General features: G+C 68.2%; 15 protein-coding genes. 1 reads left to right on the top strand and 14 read right to left on the bottom strand.

The genetic code is table 11. The annotated features are described in order from the left end of the window. Positions 1 to 13 precede the first annotated feature (13 nt). The 14 genes from OB895_RS02510 to OB895_RS02445 all read right to left on the bottom strand — a co-directional run bounded on the left by OB895_RS02510 (position 14) and on the right by OB895_RS02445 (position 15,685). Entirely contained in the window at positions 14 to 3,313 is a 3,300-nt protein-coding gene (locus tag OB895_RS02510) for a DEAD/DEAH box helicase (protein ID WP_228385699.1), read from the bottom strand. A gap of 56 nt (positions 3,314 to 3,369) precedes the next feature. Continuing rightward, complete coding sequence (nusB, locus tag OB895_RS02505; protein WP_042536620.1) at positions 3,370 to 3,780, bottom strand: transcription antitermination factor NusB; 411 nt, start codon at positions 3,778 to 3,780, stop codon at positions 3,370 to 3,372. A 3-nt stretch (positions 3,781 to 3,783) separates the two neighbouring features. Beyond that, a complete protein-coding gene (gene efp, locus OB895_RS02500; protein ID WP_042536619.1) occupies positions 3,784 to 4,344 on the bottom strand; it encodes an elongation factor P in 561 nt (186 codons plus the stop codon). A gap of 75 nt (positions 4,345 to 4,419) precedes the next feature. Further along, positions 4,420 to 4,857, bottom strand: coding sequence for a type II 3-dehydroquinate dehydratase (aroQ, locus tag OB895_RS02495; RefSeq protein ID WP_056376921.1), 438 nt, complete (start codon positions 4,855 to 4,857; stop codon positions 4,420 to 4,422). Beyond that, the gene (gene aroB / locus OB895_RS02490; protein WP_079112815.1) at positions 4,854 to 5,942 is read right to left on the bottom strand and encodes a 3-dehydroquinate synthase; all 1,089 of its coding nucleotides are present in this window, start codon (positions 5,940 to 5,942) and stop codon (positions 4,854 to 4,856) included. Before aroB ends, aroQ begins: the two co-directional genes overlap by 4 nt. Continuing rightward, positions 5,939 to 6,457, bottom strand: a complete 519-nt coding sequence (locus OB895_RS02485) for a shikimate kinase (protein ID WP_079112816.1) — start codon at positions 6,455 to 6,457, stop codon at positions 5,939 to 5,941. The genes aroB and OB895_RS02485 overlap by 4 nt, the downstream gene beginning before the upstream one ends. Continuing rightward, positions 6,441 to 7,670, bottom strand: coding sequence for a chorismate synthase (gene aroC, locus OB895_RS02480; RefSeq protein WP_079112817.1), 1,230 nt, complete (start codon positions 7,668 to 7,670; stop codon positions 6,441 to 6,443). The genes OB895_RS02485 and aroC overlap by 17 nt, the downstream gene beginning before the upstream one ends. A gap of 54 nt (positions 7,671 to 7,724) precedes the next feature. Then, complete coding sequence (locus tag OB895_RS02475; RefSeq protein ID WP_311878904.1) at positions 7,725 to 8,537, bottom strand: shikimate dehydrogenase; 813 nt, start codon at positions 8,535 to 8,537, stop codon at positions 7,725 to 7,727. After that, positions 8,534 to 10,054, bottom strand: a complete 1,521-nt coding sequence (mltG, locus tag OB895_RS02470; protein ID WP_311878903.1) for an endolytic transglycosylase MltG — start codon at positions 10,052 to 10,054, stop codon at positions 8,534 to 8,536. Before mltG ends, OB895_RS02475 begins: the two co-directional genes overlap by 4 nt. Continuing rightward, positions 10,054 to 10,530 (bottom strand): Holliday junction resolvase RuvX, encoded by a 477-nt coding sequence (gene ruvX / locus OB895_RS02465; RefSeq protein WP_056376932.1) that lies wholly within the window; start codon positions 10,528 to 10,530, stop codon positions 10,054 to 10,056. Before ruvX ends, mltG begins: the two co-directional genes overlap by 1 nt. Continuing rightward, positions 10,527 to 13,187, bottom strand: coding sequence for an alanine--tRNA ligase (alaS, locus tag OB895_RS02460; protein WP_056376934.1), 2,661 nt, complete (start codon positions 13,185 to 13,187; stop codon positions 10,527 to 10,529). The genes ruvX and alaS overlap by 4 nt, the downstream gene beginning before the upstream one ends. Positions 13,188 to 13,268: 81 nt before the next feature. Further along, complete coding sequence (locus OB895_RS02455) at positions 13,269 to 13,457, bottom strand: hypothetical protein (protein ID WP_042536610.1); 189 nt, start codon at positions 13,455 to 13,457, stop codon at positions 13,269 to 13,271. Between the two features lie 105 nt (positions 13,458 to 13,562). Continuing rightward, positions 13,563 to 14,192 (bottom strand): 30S ribosomal protein S4, encoded by a 630-nt coding sequence (rpsD, locus tag OB895_RS02450; protein WP_052492801.1) that lies wholly within the window; start codon positions 14,190 to 14,192, stop codon positions 13,563 to 13,565. A 161-nt stretch (positions 14,193 to 14,353) separates the two neighbouring features. After that, positions 14,354 to 15,685: a replication-associated recombination protein A gene (locus tag OB895_RS02445; protein ID WP_311878896.1), complete on the bottom strand. Its 1,332-nt coding sequence runs from the start codon at positions 15,683 to 15,685 to the stop codon at positions 14,354 to 14,356. Between the two features lie 111 nt (positions 15,686 to 15,796). On the opposite strand from OB895_RS02445, the gene OB895_RS02440 reads away from it, so the two are divergent. Next, positions 15,797 to 16,093, top strand: a complete 297-nt coding sequence (locus OB895_RS02440) for a hypothetical protein (RefSeq protein WP_042540565.1) — start codon at positions 15,797 to 15,799, stop codon at positions 16,091 to 16,093. Positions 16,094 to 16,164: the final 71 nt, after the last annotated feature.

Raw genomic sequence — 16,164 nt, 5'->3', positions numbered from 1 at the left:
CGGCCGGAACAAATCAGGCCTCGTCGAACAGACCCTTGATGTCGTCCGCCGTGAGCGACTGCGCGAAGAGCTCGTCGTCGTCCATCACCGCGGTGAAGAGCCTGGCCTTGCGGCGCTGAAGCTCGAGGACCTTCTCCTCGATCGTGCCGGTCGAGATCATCCGATAGACGAACACCTGATTCGTCTGCCCGATGCGATGCGTGCGGTCGATCGCCTGCTCTTCGGCGGCCGGGTTCCACCAGGGATCGAGAAGGAAGACATAGTCGGCTTCGGTCAGCGTGAGTCCGAACCCACCGGCCTTCAGACTGATCAGGAACACCGGCTGCTCCCCCGCCTTGAACCCGTCGATCACCTGCTCTCTGCGCCGCGTCGAGCCGTCGAGATGCGCATACGGGACGCCGGCGGCCTCGAGACGAGCAGCTGCGAGATCGAGGAACGAGGTGAACTGGCTGAAGACGAGCGCGCGGTGCCCCTCGGCCTGCAGCTCGACCACTCGCTCGAGAAGCGTGTCGAGCTTGCTCGAGCCGATGTCCGCATCGGCTTCGTCGACCAACGCAGGTGCGAGGCTCAGCATCCGCAGCAGCGTGAGAGAGCGGAACACGATGAAGCGGTTGCGATCGAGATCGTCGATCAGCCCCAGGACCTTCTGACGCTCGCGCTGCAGCACGACGTCGTAGAGCGCCTTGTGCTCCGGGCTCATCTCGACCTCGAGAAGCTGCTCCTGCTTGGCAGGGAGATCGGGCGCCACGAGCTCCTTCGTGCGCCGCAGCATCAGAGGCCTGACGCGACGACGGAGCTGGGCGAGGCGCCGAGCGCGATACTCGCCGCCCTCCTCGTTCTCGGGCACCTTCCCCTTCTCGATCGGCTGGATGTAGCGGTCCTTGAACTTCCGCGCCGAGGGGAAGAGCCCCGGCGCGGCGAGTTTGAGAAGCGACCACAGCTCGGAGAGGCTGTTCTCCATCGGCGTGCCGGTCACGGCGTACGTGACGTCGGCACGGAACGTCGAGATGGCGCGGTGGAGTCTCGTCTTGGGGTTCTTGACGAACTGGGCCTCGTCGAGGATCAGCCCGGCCCACTCGACCTCGCGGAACTCCTCTTCGTCGAGTCGTGCGACCGTGTACGAGCTGACGACGAGATCGCTCGACCGTGCCGCCGCCCTCAGCACGTCAGCGCGTTTTCCGCTCGTGCTGTCGACGATCGACACGCGAAGCCCCGGAGTGAATCGCGCGGCCTCCGACCGCCAGGTGCTCAGCACCGACGTGGGCGCGAGCACGAGGAACGGCCGCGTCTCGCCGGCATCCCTCGTGTGCTGCACGAACGTCAGGAGCTGCAGGGTCTTGCCGAGACCCATGTCGTCGGCGAGGATTCCGCCCAGCCGATGACGCCACAGGAAGACCAGCCAGTCGAAGCCGGTCTTCTGATAGGGGCGCAACTCCGCCTGAACCCCCTCGGGCACGGGCGTCGGGGGGACACCGGTGGCCTGACGAAGCCCGTCAGCCGTGGCGCGCCAGCTGACGGCAGGCTCGGCCTCGTCTGCGAGATCCTCGAACTCCTCCCAGAGATCGGTCTGGTAGCGACTGATCCGGGGACCCGTCTCCCACTCGTCGAGCTCGCCCGCCTCCTCGATGAGGTCACGGAGACGATCCAGCGACGGGTGGTTGAGTGAGAAGTACCCGCCATCGGAGAGGAGCAGCTTCTTGCGCCCCTTGCTCAGTGCCGTGAACAGCGGCCCGAAGGGGATCGTCCGGCCGTCGATCGTCACGAGGATGCCGAGATCGAACCAGTCGGAGTCAGTCGACTCGACGGTCGTGACCTTGACCTGCGGATCGCCGATCAGCTCGCGGTACGCCTTGCGCTCTCCGCTCGATTCGACGCGGACTCCCACCGCCTCGAGTGCGGGAACCCCCTCCGCGACGAACGCCGCCGCGTCGATGTCATGGAAGGAACCGCTCGGCCTGAAGCTCGTCGTGCGGAACTCCTGCCACGCAGCCTCGATCGCCGCCCTCTTGGCGGTCTCGACGGCGGCGTCGCGCACTGCTGCGTCGTTCCAGGCGAACGGCACGCGCCCGAACTGACCGTATGACCATTCGAACGTGTAGCTCACGACATCGCCGCGCTCGTAGCTGACGGTCAACACGGGCTCCGGCTCGGGAACGTCGGGGAGCGCGACCGCGCCGACCGTGCGCACGGTGCTTCGTCTCGCCAGCAGCGGATACGCGTCGGCGATGAACGCCTTCTCGTCGTCGGAGGGCACGACGATCGGATCGGGTGCCGCGAGCAGTGCGCGCGTCTGCTCGCTCAGCGACACCTCGGCGAGGACGATCTCGATCCGTGCGCCCACGAGGCCGACCGAGTACACCCCCGTGCGGCCGATCGGATGCACCTCCCGGTCAGGAACCTCTCGATCGTCGATGCGCACGTCCGCGGACACCGCCAGAGAGCCGTCGTCCGTTCGAGTGATGCGTGTCGAGACCTCCGCGCCGGCCGCGATGCGCACCGAGGCGCTCTTCTGACTCGCGACGAGCGGGATGCCGAGCTCGGCGCCCGATCGGAGGTGCCGCCAGAGCAGAGGGGACTCGACCTGGTCGAGGACGAGCCATTCGCCGGCGTTGCCGGAGAGCAGCGAATCCCGCGAGATGCTGAGCAGGTCGCCGAACCAGCGGTTCTGATCGCGACCGAACTGTGAGGCGTCGCGCCGGACGGCATCCCAGCCTGCGCCTCCCTGGATCCAGGCGCCGGTCTGCGCACTGCGCATCATCGGACGGATCGCCAGCAGCAGCTCCCCGTTCGGACGTGCCAGATCGCGTGCCGTCGCAGCACGAACGGGGCGTGGTCCCCAGTGGTTCTCGCTGCGGGACTCGCGGTGCCGCAGCTCGATCCCGAGCGCGAGGCGCTGGGGGTGCCGAGAGACCGACGGGTCGAGCAGACTGCGCCACGACGTCGCCGCAGCGCTGCGGGGCGCGACTGACTCGGGTTGAACCTCGGGCTGACGCTGAAGAGCCGCCGCCTGCTGGGAGTACTCGTGCACGTTGGACGCGAGCAGCGTCGCGACGACGTGCTTGCAGCCGCTGCCCACCGGGCACGAGCAGCGAGTCGTCCTCGGACGCCTCGTCCCGTTCGACGAGTGGAAGAGGATCTCGGTCACATACTGGGCATCGGAGCTGCCGCGAACATGCCCCTCGAGTTCGAGGAGATCCTCATGCCAGACCACGTCGAGCACGTTGCCCTCGCGGAAATAGGCGAGACCGCGTTGATAACCACCCGCATCGGTGATCTGCATGAGATCCCGAAGATCGACGTGCGGCGCGGGCATGACCCCATCCTTCCCAGGGCCTCCGACATCTCGGAGACCGCGTCCTGAGTCGTCGCTCAGGCCGCGCGAGAGACGCGGGCGAGCACGCCGTGCACGAATGCGCCCGAATCGTCGGTGGAGAACTCCTTGGCGAGCTCGACCGCCTCATCGATGGCGACGGCCGTCGGCACCTCGGCGTTGAACAGGATCTCCCAGACGCCGATGCGCAGCAGCGCGCGGTCGACCGCGGGCATCCGCTCGAGCTTCCAGTCTCGACTGTGCGTCGTGATGAGCTCGTCGATCTCGTCGCGGTGGTCGATGATGCCGTCTACGACTTCGCGCGCGTACAGCCAGGAGGCCTCGCGGGCGGGTTCGCTCGCGGCGCGCTTGGCTTCGGCGGCCAGGGCCACCGCGACCTCGTCGCCACGGACGTCGGCGGAGAACAGGATGTCGAGTGCGCGCTTGCGCGCCTTCGTACGGGCGCTCACGCCTTACTTCTCGCGACCGAGGTAGTCGCCGGTGCGCGTGTCGACCTTGACCTTGGTGCCGGTCTCCACGAACAGCGGCACCTGGATCTCGTAACCCGTCTCGAGCGTGGCGGGCTTGGTGCCGGCCGACGAGCGGTCGCCCTGCACGCCCGGCTCGGAGTAGGTGATCTCGAGGATCACGGACGCCGGCAGATCGATGTACAGCGGGTTGCCGTTGTTGAGCGCGATCGTGACCTGCTGGTTCTCGAGCAGGAAGTTCTTCGCATCGCCGACGGTCGCCGCGGGGACAGTGATCTGGTCGTAGTCGGTCTGGTCCATGAAGACGTACCCGTCACCATCGGTGTACAGGTAGGTGTAGTCGCGACGGTCGACATTCTCGATCTCGATCTTCGCGCCGGCGTTGAACGTCTTGTCGACGACCTTGCCGCTCATCACGTTCTTGAGCTTCGTGCGGACGAACGCGCCGCCCTTGCCGGGCTTGACGTGCTGGAACTCGACGACGCTCCAGAGCTGCCGCTCGATGTTGAGGACGACGCCGTTCTTGATGTCTGCGGTAGATGCCATGCGCTGGACTTTCCGTTTCTAGAGTCTGGGGGCCGCTCGCGTCCGAGGTGGACTGGGGTGGGCCGAGAGTCGATTCTACGCGATGAGCGCTGCGAGCTGCCGCACAGCGCTCGCGTAGCCGTCGACGCCCTCGCCGATCACACGCACCGCTGCCACATCGTGGAGGTAGGAATGGTGCCGGAACTCCTCCCGCGCGTACACGTCGGAGATGTGCACCTCGGCGAAGGGCAGAGCGACGCCGGTCAGGGCGTCGCGCAGCGCCACACTCGTGTGCGTGAGCCCGCCTGGGTTGATGATGATCGCAGTGCAGTCCTCCCTCGCGGCGTGGATGGCATCGATCAGCACCCCCTCGTGATTGCTCTGCAGCGCCCGGAGCTCGAAGCCCTCCGCCTCGGCGGCCGCAGCGGTGAGCTTCTCGACATCGGCGAGTGTCGCCGTGCCGTAGACCTCGGGCTCGCGGCTGCCGAGCAGGTTGAGGTTCGGACCGTTGACGAGCAGGATGCGACGGGTCATTCGCCGATCTCCTGGTAGGCGGCGAAGAGCAGCGACTCGTCCGGCGCCTGCAGCACGGTGGGCTTGGCGATGTCGTCGAGGAGGATGAACCGCAGCATGCCACCCCGGCTCTTCTTGTCGCGCTGCATCGTCGCGAGCAGCTGTGGCCATGCACCGGCACGATAGCCGGTCGGCAGCCCGAGCGAGTCGAGGATCGTGCGGTGACGCTCGGCGGCGGAGTCCGACAGTCGGCCGGCGAGTCGCGACAGCTCAGCCGCGTACAGCATGCCGATCGAGACCGCCGCACCGTGGCGCCAGCGGTATCGCTCGGCATGCTCGATCGCGTGGCCGAGGGTGTGGCCGTAGTTGAGGATCTCGCGCTGGCCCGCTTCGCGGAAGTCGTCGGAGACGACCTGCGCCTTCATGTCGATGGCGAGTTCGATCGCCCGACGGAACTCGGGTGTCGTCGAGTCGACGGCGCGCGCGGGGTCCGCTTCGATGATGTCGAGGATCTCGGGCGCCCAGATGAATCCGGCCTTCACGACCTCGGCGAAGCCCGCGGTCGCCTCGTTCGGGCTGAGGCTGGCGAGCTCGTCGAGGTCGCCGATCACCGCGCGAGGTGCCCAGAAAGCGCCGACGAGGTTCTTGCCCTCGGCGGTGTTGATCCCGGTCTTGCCGCCCACCGATGCGTCCACGAGGCCGAGCACGGTGGTGGGCACCTGGACGAGCTGCACCCCCCGCAGCCAGGTCGCCGCGACGAAGCCGGCGAGATCGGTCACGGCGCCGCCGCCGTATCCGACGACGGCGTCCGAACGGGTGAAGTCGGCCTGTCCCATCACCTGCCAGCAGAAGGCGGCCACCTCGATGCGCTTGCCCTGCTCGGCATCAGGCACCTCTGCGAGCAGAACCTCTCGCTGACCGTTCTCGACGTCGGCGAGCAGCCGATCCCGCAGCTCCGCCGCGCGGGCGGCGAGCGTGGGCGGGTGGACGACGAGGACCTTGCGCACTCCGGGATCGAGCGCCTCCGACACCCGGTCGAGGATGCCGCGTCCGATGGCGATGTCGTAGGGGTTCTCCCCCGTCACGCTGATGGTTGTCGTACTCATCCCAGTTCTCTCCTCCATGCCACGATGTCGTCGGCTATGCGCTGCATGGGGCGCCGTGACGTGTCGAACGTCACGGATGCCACCTCGTCATACCAGTCTCGACGTTCTTCGAAGATCTGTGTCCAACGCCCGACGGGGTCATCGCCCGCGAGCAGGGGGCGTCCGCCGCTGTGGATCCGATCGGCGACCGCCGCAGGGGTCACGGTCAGGAACACGACCGGGTGCTCGATCAGCAGCGTGCGGGTGGCCGCGTCCGTCACGGCCCCACCGCCGAGGGAGATCACACCGCCCGCCCCCAGAGCCTCTGCGACCGCGGCGCGCTCGAGCGCGCGGAAGTGCGCCTCACCGTGCTGCTCGAAGATCGCCGGTATCGGGCCGTATGCTGCGACCACGCGCTTGTCGGTGTCGACGAACGGCACGCCGAGCTTGCGCGCGACGCGACGCCCGACGCTGGTCTTGCCGGCGGCCATCGGACCGACGAGCACCAGCGTCAGCGGATCAGCCTCGCTCGTCATGCGCGATGAGCGCCGCCTCGGACGCGGGCGTCGTGCGCAGCTCGGCCGGGATCGCCGCGAGGTAACCCTCGAGGTTGCGGCGGGTCTCGCCGATGCTGTCGCCCCCGAACTTCTCGAGCACGGCATTGGCGAGTTCGACGGCCACCATGGCTTCGGCCACCACTCCGGCCGCCGGCACGGCGCACACGTCAGAGCGCTGATGGTGTGCGGTGGCGTCCTCGCCCGAGGCGACGTCGATCGTGCGAAGAGCATGCGGCACGGTGGCGATCGGCTTCATTCCCGCGCGCACGCGCAGCACCGTTCCGGTCGACATCCCGCCCTCGGTGCCTCCCGCGCGGTCCGAGCCGCGCGAGATGCCGTCTGCGGTCGTGAACAGCTCGTCGTGAGCGGCGGAGCCGCGTCGGCGCGTGGTCTCGAAGCCGTCGCCGACCTCGACGCCCTTGATCGCCTGGATGCTCATGAGTGCCTGCGCGAGACGTGCATCCAGACGGCGATCCCAGTGAACGTGCGAGCCCAGTCCGGGCGGAAGACCGTATGCGAGCACCTCGACGATCCCACCGAGGGTGTCGCCGTCCTTCTTCGCGTCATCGACTTCCTCCACCATGAGGGCGGAGGTCGTCGCGTCGAAGCAGCGCAGCGGATCGGCATCGAGCGTGTCGACGTCTTCGGGGGTCGGAAGCGGAGCGCCGTCCGGCACGCGTACCGGCCCGATCGACAGCGTGTGGCTGACGAGGCGGATGCCCAGCTCGCCGAGGAACGAGCGGGCGATGGCGCCGAGGGCGACCCTGGCAGCCGTCTCTCGTGCGCTGGCACGCTCGAGGATGGGCCGTGCTTCGTCGAAGTCGTACTTCTGCATGCCCACGAGATCGGCGTGTCCTGGCCGCGGGCGGGTCAGCGGTGCGCTCCGGCCACGGGACTTGTCTGTCAGCTCGACGGGCTCGGGGTTCATGACCTCGATCCACTTCGGCCACTCCGTGTTGCCGATGCGGAGAGCGATCGGGCTGCCGAGGGTCTTGCCGTGGCGGACGCCGCCCGAGATCGTCAGCTCGTCCTGCTCGAACTTCATGCGCGAGCCGCGCCCATAGCCGAGCTTGCGACGTGCGAGATCGGCCTGGATCGCCTCGGAGGACACAGGGACGCCTGAAGGCAGACCCTCCATGACGGCAATGAGTTCTGGGCCGTGCGATTCGCCGGCCGTGAGCACGCGGAGCATTGCTCTAGTCTCCCACGCCTTTCGACTCGGATCGTGCCGCGTGACGACCGGTGACTACAGAACGGCCTTCATCGCGGCGACCACGGCCTCCTCGGAGGGCAGCGGAACGCTCTGGTCGCCGTGCAGGAAGATCCGGACCTGCCGCACGGCCTGGCGCAGCAGCATCCCCTCACCGGAGACGGCGCGGCCGTCGCTCCATGCCGAGGCGAGAGCCGACGGCCACGGCGAATAGGCGACGTCGAACAGCACTCCCCCGCTCGTAGACAGCCGCGCAGAGGTAGCGGGGCCGAGCGCCGTGCCACCGGGCAGCGTCGCCACGGTGAGCCCGACGTCGGGCAGGTCGGCATCGAAGGGAGACGCCGAGATCGTGACACCGAGCCGATGCCCGAGGGCCAGGAGCGCGGCGGCGCGTTCAGGTCGGCGTGCCCGCACATCGATCGAGCGGGCTCCTGCCTCGACGCACGCGACCAGAGCGGATGAGGCCGTGGCACCGGCGCCGAGGATGCGGACCCGGTCGATGTCGAGCAGACCCTGCTCACCCAGGGCATCGACGATCCCGCCGACATCGGTGTTGAACCCGCTGATCCCACCGGTCAGCAGGAGCGTGTTGACCGCTCCGGTGAGGTCCGCGCAGCGATCGTGCGTTCGCGCGGCTCGATGCGCCTTCTCTTTCAGGGGCATCGTGAGCGAGAGCCCGCGCCACGAATCGTCCAGAGTCTCCAGCGCCTCGATGAACGCCGCCTCGTCGACTCGGCGACGCGTGTACTCCCAGTCGAGACCGAGTGCGGCGTATGCCGCGGCGTGCAGCTGGGGTGACTTGGAATGCGCGATCGGGTCTCCCCATACCGCGAGGCGCCGCTGGGTCATCCGGCCGAGCATCCCCCGTCAGGATTCTCCTGGCACCACTGCTCCCACTTCTCGACGCCCTGGAGGTGCTCCTCATAGGTGACCGAGAACTGGGTCTCGCCGGTGGCGAGGTTCGTCGTCACGAAGTACAGCCACGGACCGTCGGCCGGGTGCATCGCTGCATCGATCGCCGCAAAGCTCGGGCTGGCGATCGGTGTGACCGGCAGGCCGGTGTGCACGTAGGTGTTCCACAGGTTGTCGTCCTCGAGCGCCTCGGCGGAGCTCGAGACGACACCCTCGTGGAGCGAGCCGTATCCGTATTGCGCCGTCGAGTCCATCTGCAGCTTCATGTCGATGTCGAGACGGTTCTCGATCACGCGCGACACCTTCGGGAAGTCTGCGGTGAGGCCCTCGCGCTGGATGATCGACGCGATCGTCAGCACGCGCTGCGCATCCTCGGCGGGCACCCCGGCCTCCGTCAGCGCTTCCTTCGTGCGATCGACCATGCGCTGGATCACCTGCGTGGCGGTCACCTCAGGATCGAACGTGTAGACGGCCGGGAAGAGCCACCCCTCGAGGCTCTGCGCGCTGACACCGTAGGTCGCCGGATCCGCGTCGACCGCAGCCTGAAGCTCTTCGACGGGCATGCCCAGAGACTCGGCCATGTCGGGCAGCGAGGATTCGATGGTCGCGCCCTCGCCGACGCTGGCGGAGTTCTCGCGCTTGTTCTCGGGGTTCTGCAGCGCCTCGAGCGCCGCTTCGGCCGTCATCTTCTCCTTCAGGGAATAGATGCCCGGATAGAAGGTGACCGCGATGTTCTCGGTGACGAGGTAGTCGTAGAAGACATCCTCCGTGCGCGTGACGCCGGCTTCGTACAGCGCCGCCGACACGGGTGCGCCGGTGTCGCCCTCATGGATCGTGACGAGCACCTCGCCGGTGGCCATCCCCGGCTCCCAGTCCTTCGGATCGCCCCAGCCGAGGGCATCGCTGATCTTGTCGCCGTACGCGTTCCACGCCCAGACGCCTGCGCCGACGATGCCGCCGATCACCGCGAGGACGATGACGAGGGCGACGAGGCACCCTGTGCGACGCTTCTTCTTCGCCGGCGGTCGGTTGCCGGTGTGGTCCTCGGGATGTCCGTGGAAGAGGTCCTCCAGACGGCCGCCTGCCGCGGAGCCGTCGCCGGCCCGGGCCGGAGCCCCGTCGCCGGTAGGCCCGCCCGACGGGGCGTCGGAGGCTCGCTCCGCGGAACCCGTCGGATCCGCCGAAGGCGACGACACGGCGGGGTCCTCGGCGGCGGCCGTCGGCATCGCTCGGGTCGACACGTCCTCACCCGTCGACGTGTCCGCGGACGGGCGTGCGGGGTCAGTGGACGACTGCGCGGCGGCGGCTTCGCGTGCCGCTCGACGAGACCCCGGCGCGGGTGGCGTGTTGTCAACCGTCGGGATCTGCTGCGCCGGGTCGGGAAGGTTCTCGAACAGGTCACCCAGGCGGGCGTCCGGATCGTGCTGGGGCGAAGCACTCTCACGTTCGGGCATTATCGGGGGGACTCCTCGTCGAGCGGAATCGTGGCACCGGTCGGGTTTCCGGTGCTCTTCTCCGTGTCGATCGCCTGCTGCAGCAGGACCACCGCGGCGATCTGATCCACAATGCTACGAGAGTTCTTCTGTGTTCTGCCCGAAGAACGCAACGCGGCGTGTGCAGTGACCGTGCTGAGCCGCTCGTCCACGAGCCGCACAGGAGTGCCTGTGCGAGCCTGGAGGGCGACCGCGAACTCACGGGAATCCGTCGTCGATGCCGTGTCGGCACCCATCAGGTTGACGGGCAGTCCGACGACGAACTCGAGCACGTCGTAGTCCTCGGCGATCGTGGCGATCCGGTCGATCGCCTGCTCGTTCCGCTGCACCGTCTCGACGGGCACCGCGAGCATGCCGTCCGGATCGCAGCGAGCGACCCCGACGCGCGCCCGCCCGACATCGATGCCGATGCGCACCCCGCGGCGGAATCCGCTCACGCTGACTGCAGCTCCTGCGACACGGCCTCCAGCGCCGACTGCAGAGCTGCGACATCGGTGCCACCGCCCTGAGCGACGTCATCACGACCGCCGCCGCCTCCACCGAGCACCGAAGCGGCGCGCTTCGCGAGCGCTCCCGCCTTGGCGCCGGCCGCACGGGCGGCGTCGTTCGTCGCGACGACCACCACAGGGCGACCGTTGACGGAGGCGCCGAGCGCGACGACGGCGGCGTCGGAACCGAGGCGGTCCCGGACAGCGAGGACGAGCTCGCGCACGTCATCGGCCGAAGCCACCTCGCCGAGCGACTGCGCAGCGACCCGGAAGGCGCCGACGCGGCTCGCCGCATCGGCGATGGCGGGAACACGACCCGCGCGCTCCTTGGACTCGAACTGCGCGATGCGCTTCTCGGCCGCCTTGAGGCTCGCGGAGAGATCGGCGATGCGCTCGGCGAGCTGATCGCGAGGGGTCTTGAGCGAGGTCGTCAGCTGCGACACGAGTGCACGCTCTGCCGCGAGCTCGCGGAACGCATCCTGACCGACGAGCGCTTCGATGCGTCGGTTCGACGCACCGACGGACGATTCGCCGACGACGCTGACGAGACCGATCTCCGCGCTCGTGCTGACGTGGGTTCCCGCGCACAGCTCGCGAGACCACGGCCCTCCGATGTCGACCATGCGCACGACATCGCCGTACTTCTCGCCGAAGAGAGCCATGGCTCCGGCATCCTTCGCCTCATCGAGCGTCACGATGCGGGTCGTGACCTCGAGGGCGTCGTTGACGGCGCGGTTGGTGATCTCCTCGATCTCGGTGCGCGTGTCAGCCGAGAGCGCCTGCGACCACGAGAAGTCGAACCGCATGTAGCCCGCACGGTTGAGCGACCCGGCCTGCGTCGCCGTCGGACCGAGGGTGTCGCGGAGCGCGGCGTGCACGAGGTGCGTCGCGGAGTGAGCCTGGCGAGCCGCGCGTCGATTCGCCGCATCGACGACGGTGGTGGCCGCATCGTCGACGGCGACGACACCACGGGTGACTTCGACGGTGTGACTGATGAGTCCGGGCACCGGGCGCTGCACGTCGAGCACCTCGAGCTCGTACCCGGGGCCGACGATCACGCCCTTGTCGGCGACCTGCCCACCGGATTCGGCGTACAGCGTGGTCTCGGCGAGCACGACCTCGGCGATCTGCCCCTCTGCGGCGCTGCGAACGGTGTGGCCGTCGACGAGGATTCCGAGGATGCGCGAGTCGACCTCGAGCTCGGAGTATCCGTCGAAGCCCGTCTCACCCAGAGCACGGAGATCGCGGTACACGGAGACGTCCGCGAGCTGACGCTTGCGATTGCGTGCATCGGCCTTGGCGCGCGAGCGCTGCTCCTGCATGAGGGTGTCGAACGCCTCGCGGTCGACCGCCAGACCCGCTTCTTCGGCGACCTCGAGCGTGAGATCGATCGGGAAGCCGTAGGTGTCGTGCAGCAGGAACGCCTCGGAGCCGCTCAGCGACGCTCCGCCGCTCTTCTTCGTCTCATCGAGCGCGAGGTCGAGGATCGTGGATCCCGATGCCAGCGTGCGGCGGAAGGTCTCCTCCTCGGCGATCGCCGAAGCGGAGAGAGTCGACCACTCCTTCTCGAGCACGGGGTAGGCGGACTTCATCGCGTCGCGCGAGGTGGCGAAGAGCTCGGGGAACACCGGCTCGTCGACACCGAGCAGACGCATCGAGCGCACGGTGCGACGCATCAGGCGTCGGAGGATGTAGCCGCGGCCCTCGTTGGACGGGCGAACGCCGTCCGACAGCAGCATGAGCGACGAGCGCACGTGGTCGGCGACCACCCGGAAGCGGACGTCGTCTTCGTGCACGGCTCCGTAGCGCCGACCCGAGAGCTCGACCGCACGGTCGAGCACCGGGCGCACCTGATCGGTCTCGTACATGTTCTCGACGCCCTGCTTGAGGAAGGCGACGCGCTCGAGTCCCATGCCGGTGTCGATGTTCTTCTGGGGCAGCTCCCCCACGATGTCGAACTCGGTCTTGCCCCGGATGTTCTCGATGAAGTCCTGCATGAACACGAGGTTCCAGATCTCGAGGAACCTCGAGTCGTCGGCGGCCGGGCCGCCGTCCTTGCCGTATGCGGGGCCGCGATCGAAGAAGATCTCGGAGTCCGGTCCACCGGGGCCGGGCTGACCGGTGTTCCAGTAGTTGTCGGCGCGCCCCAGACGCTGGATGCGCTCGGGCTTGAGGCCGATGATGTCACGCCAGATCGCCTCGGCCTCGTCATCCGTCTCGTAGACGGTGACCCAGAGGTCCTTCTCGTCGAAACCGAGGCCGCCGTCGGCCTCGGAGCTCGTCAGGAGCTCCCACGCGTAGCGGATCGCACCCTCTTTGAAGTAGTCGCCGAACGACCAGTTGCCCATCATCTGGAAGAAGGTGCCGTGACGCGCGGTCTTGCCGACCTCTTCGATGTCGTTGGTGCGGATGCACTTCTGCAGATCGGCGATGCGCGGATGCGGTGCGGGCACGACTCCGGTGAGGTACGGGATCATCGGCACCATTCCGGCGACCGTGAACAGGAGCGACGGGTCATCGCTGACCAGCGAGGCCGAGGGGACGATGAGGTGGTCGTTCTTCTCGAAGAAGTCGAGATACCGCTCCGCGATCTCCGCAGTTTTCATAGGGGTGCCAGGTGTCCTTGCGTACAGGGTGTGGAAGGGCGTGAAGACTGACGTGATATCGCGGCGAGGCTGCCGCGACGGTCAGTCGTCAGAGGGTTCGGTGAGACGAGCCTGCTCCGCGCGGAAGGCATCGCCGACGATCCCCGTGAACTCGTTGAAGCGGGCGTCGACCTCGGCGAGGATCTCATGACCGCGCGGGTCGTTGTTCATGAGATGCGCCGCGACGAAGCCGCCGATCACACCGATCAGGAACCACTGCACGTTCTTCATGTCGCCATCCTTGCCTTTGGCCCGCGTGGGCGCGGTGCTTCCATCGTATGCGGAAACGACAGAAGGCGTCGGGTGACCCCGACGCCTTCTGCGGAAAAGCTGAACTCAGCGAGCTGCGTAGTACTCGACGACGAGCTGCACTTCACAGGTCACGGGGACCTCGGCGCGCTTCGGGCGACGAACCAGGCGAGCCTGGAGCTTGTCGAGCTCGACCTCGAGGTAGCCGGGAACGGGAGGCAGGACCTCGGCGTGGCCGCCGGCTGCTGCGACCTGGAAGGGCTCGGTGCCCTCGCTCTTGGCCTTGACGTGGATGAGCTGACCCGGCTTCACGCGGAAGGACGGGCGGTCGACGAGCTGACCGTCGACGAGGATGTGACGGTGCACGACGAGCTGACGAGCCTGCGCAGTGGTGCGGGCGAAGCCCGAACGCACGACGAGGGCGTCGAGACGCATCTCGAGCAGCTCGACCAGGTTCTCACCGGTCAGGCCCTCCTGACGGCGAGCCTCGTTGAACGTGTTGCGCATCTGCTTCTCGCGGATGCCGTACTGCTCGCGCAGACGCTGCTTCTCACGAAGACGGACGGCGTAGTCGCTGTCAGCCTTGCGCTTGGTGCGGCCGTGCTCGCCCGGAGCGTAGGGACGCTTCTCGAGGTAGCGGGCGGCCTTCGGGGTGAGCGGGATGCCGAGTGCACGGCTCAGACGCACCTTGCGGCGGTCCTGGGACTTCGTGGTCACGAAGTTATCCTTCCGATGACGTGGTCGCGTCTTTCACGACTCACGGACGTATCGTCCGCGTTCTGCCTTGGAGCGCACGCCGGGGCGCCAGCAAGGTGGGGTGTGAACGAGGAGATGCCCGAAAACTTGGTTTCGAGCCGATCCAGTCTAACAGATTCGTGTCACCGGCCGTCGAGGATGCGACGGATGCGCTCCAGGCGGGCCGAGATGTCTCGCTCAGCGCCCAAGTTCTTGGGCTCGTAGTACCGCTTCCCGCGCAGCTCGTCGGGCAGATACTGCTGCGGAAGGATGCCGAACTCGCCGTCGTGCGGGTAGACGTAGCCGCGTCCGTGGCCGAGCCGCTTGGCACCGGGATAGTGGGCGTCGCGCAGGTGCAGCGGCACCCGACCGAACCCGCCGGAGCGGATGTCGGCGATCGCCGCGTCGATTCCCACGTACGCCGCGTTCGACTTGGCGGTCGTGGCGAGGTAGACGGTCGCCTCGGCGAGCGGGATCCGCCCCTCGGGCATGCCGATGAAGGCGACCGCATCGGCGGCGGCGACCGCGATCGAGAGCGCCTGAGGATCGGCGAGACCCACGTCTTCGGACGCCGAGATCACCAGACGCCGCGCGATGAAACGGGGGTCCTCCCCCGCCTCGATCATCCTTGCGAGGTAGTGAAGTGCGGCGTCGGGGTCGGAGCCGCGGATCGACTTGATGAACGCGCTGATGACGTCGTAATGCTCGTCACCCTGACGGTCGTACCGCAGCAGGGCCTTGTCGACGGCCTGAGCGACATCGTCGGCGGTCGCGGCCGGCACCGCGCCCTCCTTGCCCTTCGACAGAGCGACGGCCGCAGCCGCCTCGAGCCCCGTGAGCGCGCGTCGCGCATCGCCGGACGCCAGTCGGATGAGGGCGGCACGCGCGTCATCGGCGAGAGTGACCGCGCCGTTGAGTCCGCGCGCATCGGTCACCGCCCGATCGACGAGCAGCCCGACGTCGTCGTCTGTCAGCGGCTGCAGCGTCAGGAGCAGCGACCGCGACATCAGCGGCGAGATCACCGAGAACGAGGGGTTCTCGGTGGTCGCGGCGATCAGCAGGACCCACCCGTTCTCGACGCCGGGCAGCAGCGCGTCCTGCTGCGCCTTGGTGAATCGATGGATCTCGTCGAGGAACAGGATCGTGGTCTGGCCGTAGAGGTCCCGCTGGGTGATCGCCTCCTGCATGACCTCGCGCACGTCTTTGACGCCGGCGGTGATCGCCGAGAGCTCGACGAACCTGCGCCCGGATGAGCGCGCGATCGCCTGAGCGAGGGTGGTCTTGCCGGTGCCGGGCGGCCCCCACAGGATGATCGAGACGGCACCCGGGGAGGAGGCAGCGGGATCGGCCAGGGCGACGATGGGAGAACCGGCGCGCAGCAGGTGCTTCTGGCCCGCCACCTCATCGAGCGACACGGGGCGCATGCGCACGGCGAGGGGCGTCTGCCCGGAGAGCAGTGCGGCTGCGGAGGTCATCCGTCCAGGCTAACGCGGGGCACCGACACTTCGGGCAGAACAGGGCGGCGCGATCTCGACGGTAGGCTCTCAGGCGACGTTGCACATTCACGTCGAGTAAGGGAGCACGCAATGGCCGGACGCGGGAAGAGCACGCAGCAGTCGCGCACCGAAGCGGAGCGCGCGCGCCTGCACACAGCCCGCAAGACGTGGCACGAGGGGCAGATCCGCCGCCGTACCCGCGACAACGCGATCGCCGTCGTCGTCGGCGTGCTGATCATCGCCGGCGCCATCGTGAGTCAGGTCGTGCATGCTCAGGTGAACCCGCCAGCGCCCTCCCCTACGCCGACCGTCGAACCGACCGACGCTCCGCTGCCGTCGGACCAGGCGACCCCTGAGCCCGCGCCCACGGACGCCCCTGCCGAGTGACCCGCTGAGCGGCTACCCGGCCACCCTCCCGCGCGTCGTGCGATCCGGAGCGCCCGGTGTTCCGGTCGCCG

The sequence above is a fragment of the Microbacterium forte genome (genome assembly GCF_031885415.1).
GTDB classification, from domain to species: domain Bacteria; phylum Actinomycetota; class Actinomycetes; order Actinomycetales; family Microbacteriaceae; genus Microbacterium; species Microbacterium forte.
The sequence above is the reverse complement of the archived record's forward strand: the minus strand, read 5'-3'. Positions and strand labels throughout refer to the sequence as shown.

Excerpts from the sequence above, each read along its gene's own strand:
- aroB (WP_079112815.1), bottom strand. The coding sequence starts at position 5,942 with ATGAGTACGACAACCATCAGCGTGACGGGGGAGAACCCCTACGACATC.
- OB895_RS02485 (WP_079112816.1), bottom strand. The coding sequence starts at position 6,457 with ATGACGAGCGAGGCTGATCCGCTGACGCTGGTGCTCGTCGGTCCGATG.
- OB895_RS02475 (WP_311878904.1), bottom strand. The coding sequence starts at position 8,537 with ATGACCCAGCGGCGCCTCGCGGTATGGGGAGACCCGATCGCGCATTCC.
- alaS (WP_056376934.1), bottom strand. The coding sequence starts at position 13,187 with ATGAAAACTGCGGAGATCGCGGAGCGGTATCTCGACTTCTTCGAGAAG.
- OB895_RS02445 (WP_311878896.1), bottom strand. The coding sequence starts at position 15,685 with ATGACCTCCGCAGCCGCACTGCTCTCCGGGCAGACGCCCCTCGCCGTG.
- aroC (WP_079112817.1), bottom strand. The coding sequence starts at position 7,670 with ATGCTCCGCGTGCTCACGGCCGGCGAATCGCACGGCCCAGAACTCATT.
- OB895_RS02440 (WP_042540565.1), top strand. The coding sequence starts at position 15,797 with ATGGCCGGACGCGGGAAGAGCACGCAGCAGTCGCGCACCGAAGCGGAG.
- mltG (WP_311878903.1), bottom strand. The coding sequence starts at position 10,054 with ATGCCCGAACGTGAGAGTGCTTCGCCCCAGCACGATCCGGACGCCCGC.
- efp (WP_042536619.1), bottom strand. The coding sequence starts at position 4,344 with ATGGCATCTACCGCAGACATCAAGAACGGCGTCGTCCTCAACATCGAG.
- OB895_RS02455 (WP_042536610.1), bottom strand. The coding sequence starts at position 13,457 with ATGAAGAACGTGCAGTGGTTCCTGATCGGTGTGATCGGCGGCTTCGTC.
- OB895_RS02510 (WP_228385699.1), bottom strand. The coding sequence starts at position 3,313 with ATGCCCGCGCCGCACGTCGATCTTCGGGATCTCATGCAGATCACCGAT.
- aroQ (WP_056376921.1), bottom strand. The coding sequence starts at position 4,857 with ATGACCCGTCGCATCCTGCTCGTCAACGGTCCGAACCTCAACCTGCTC.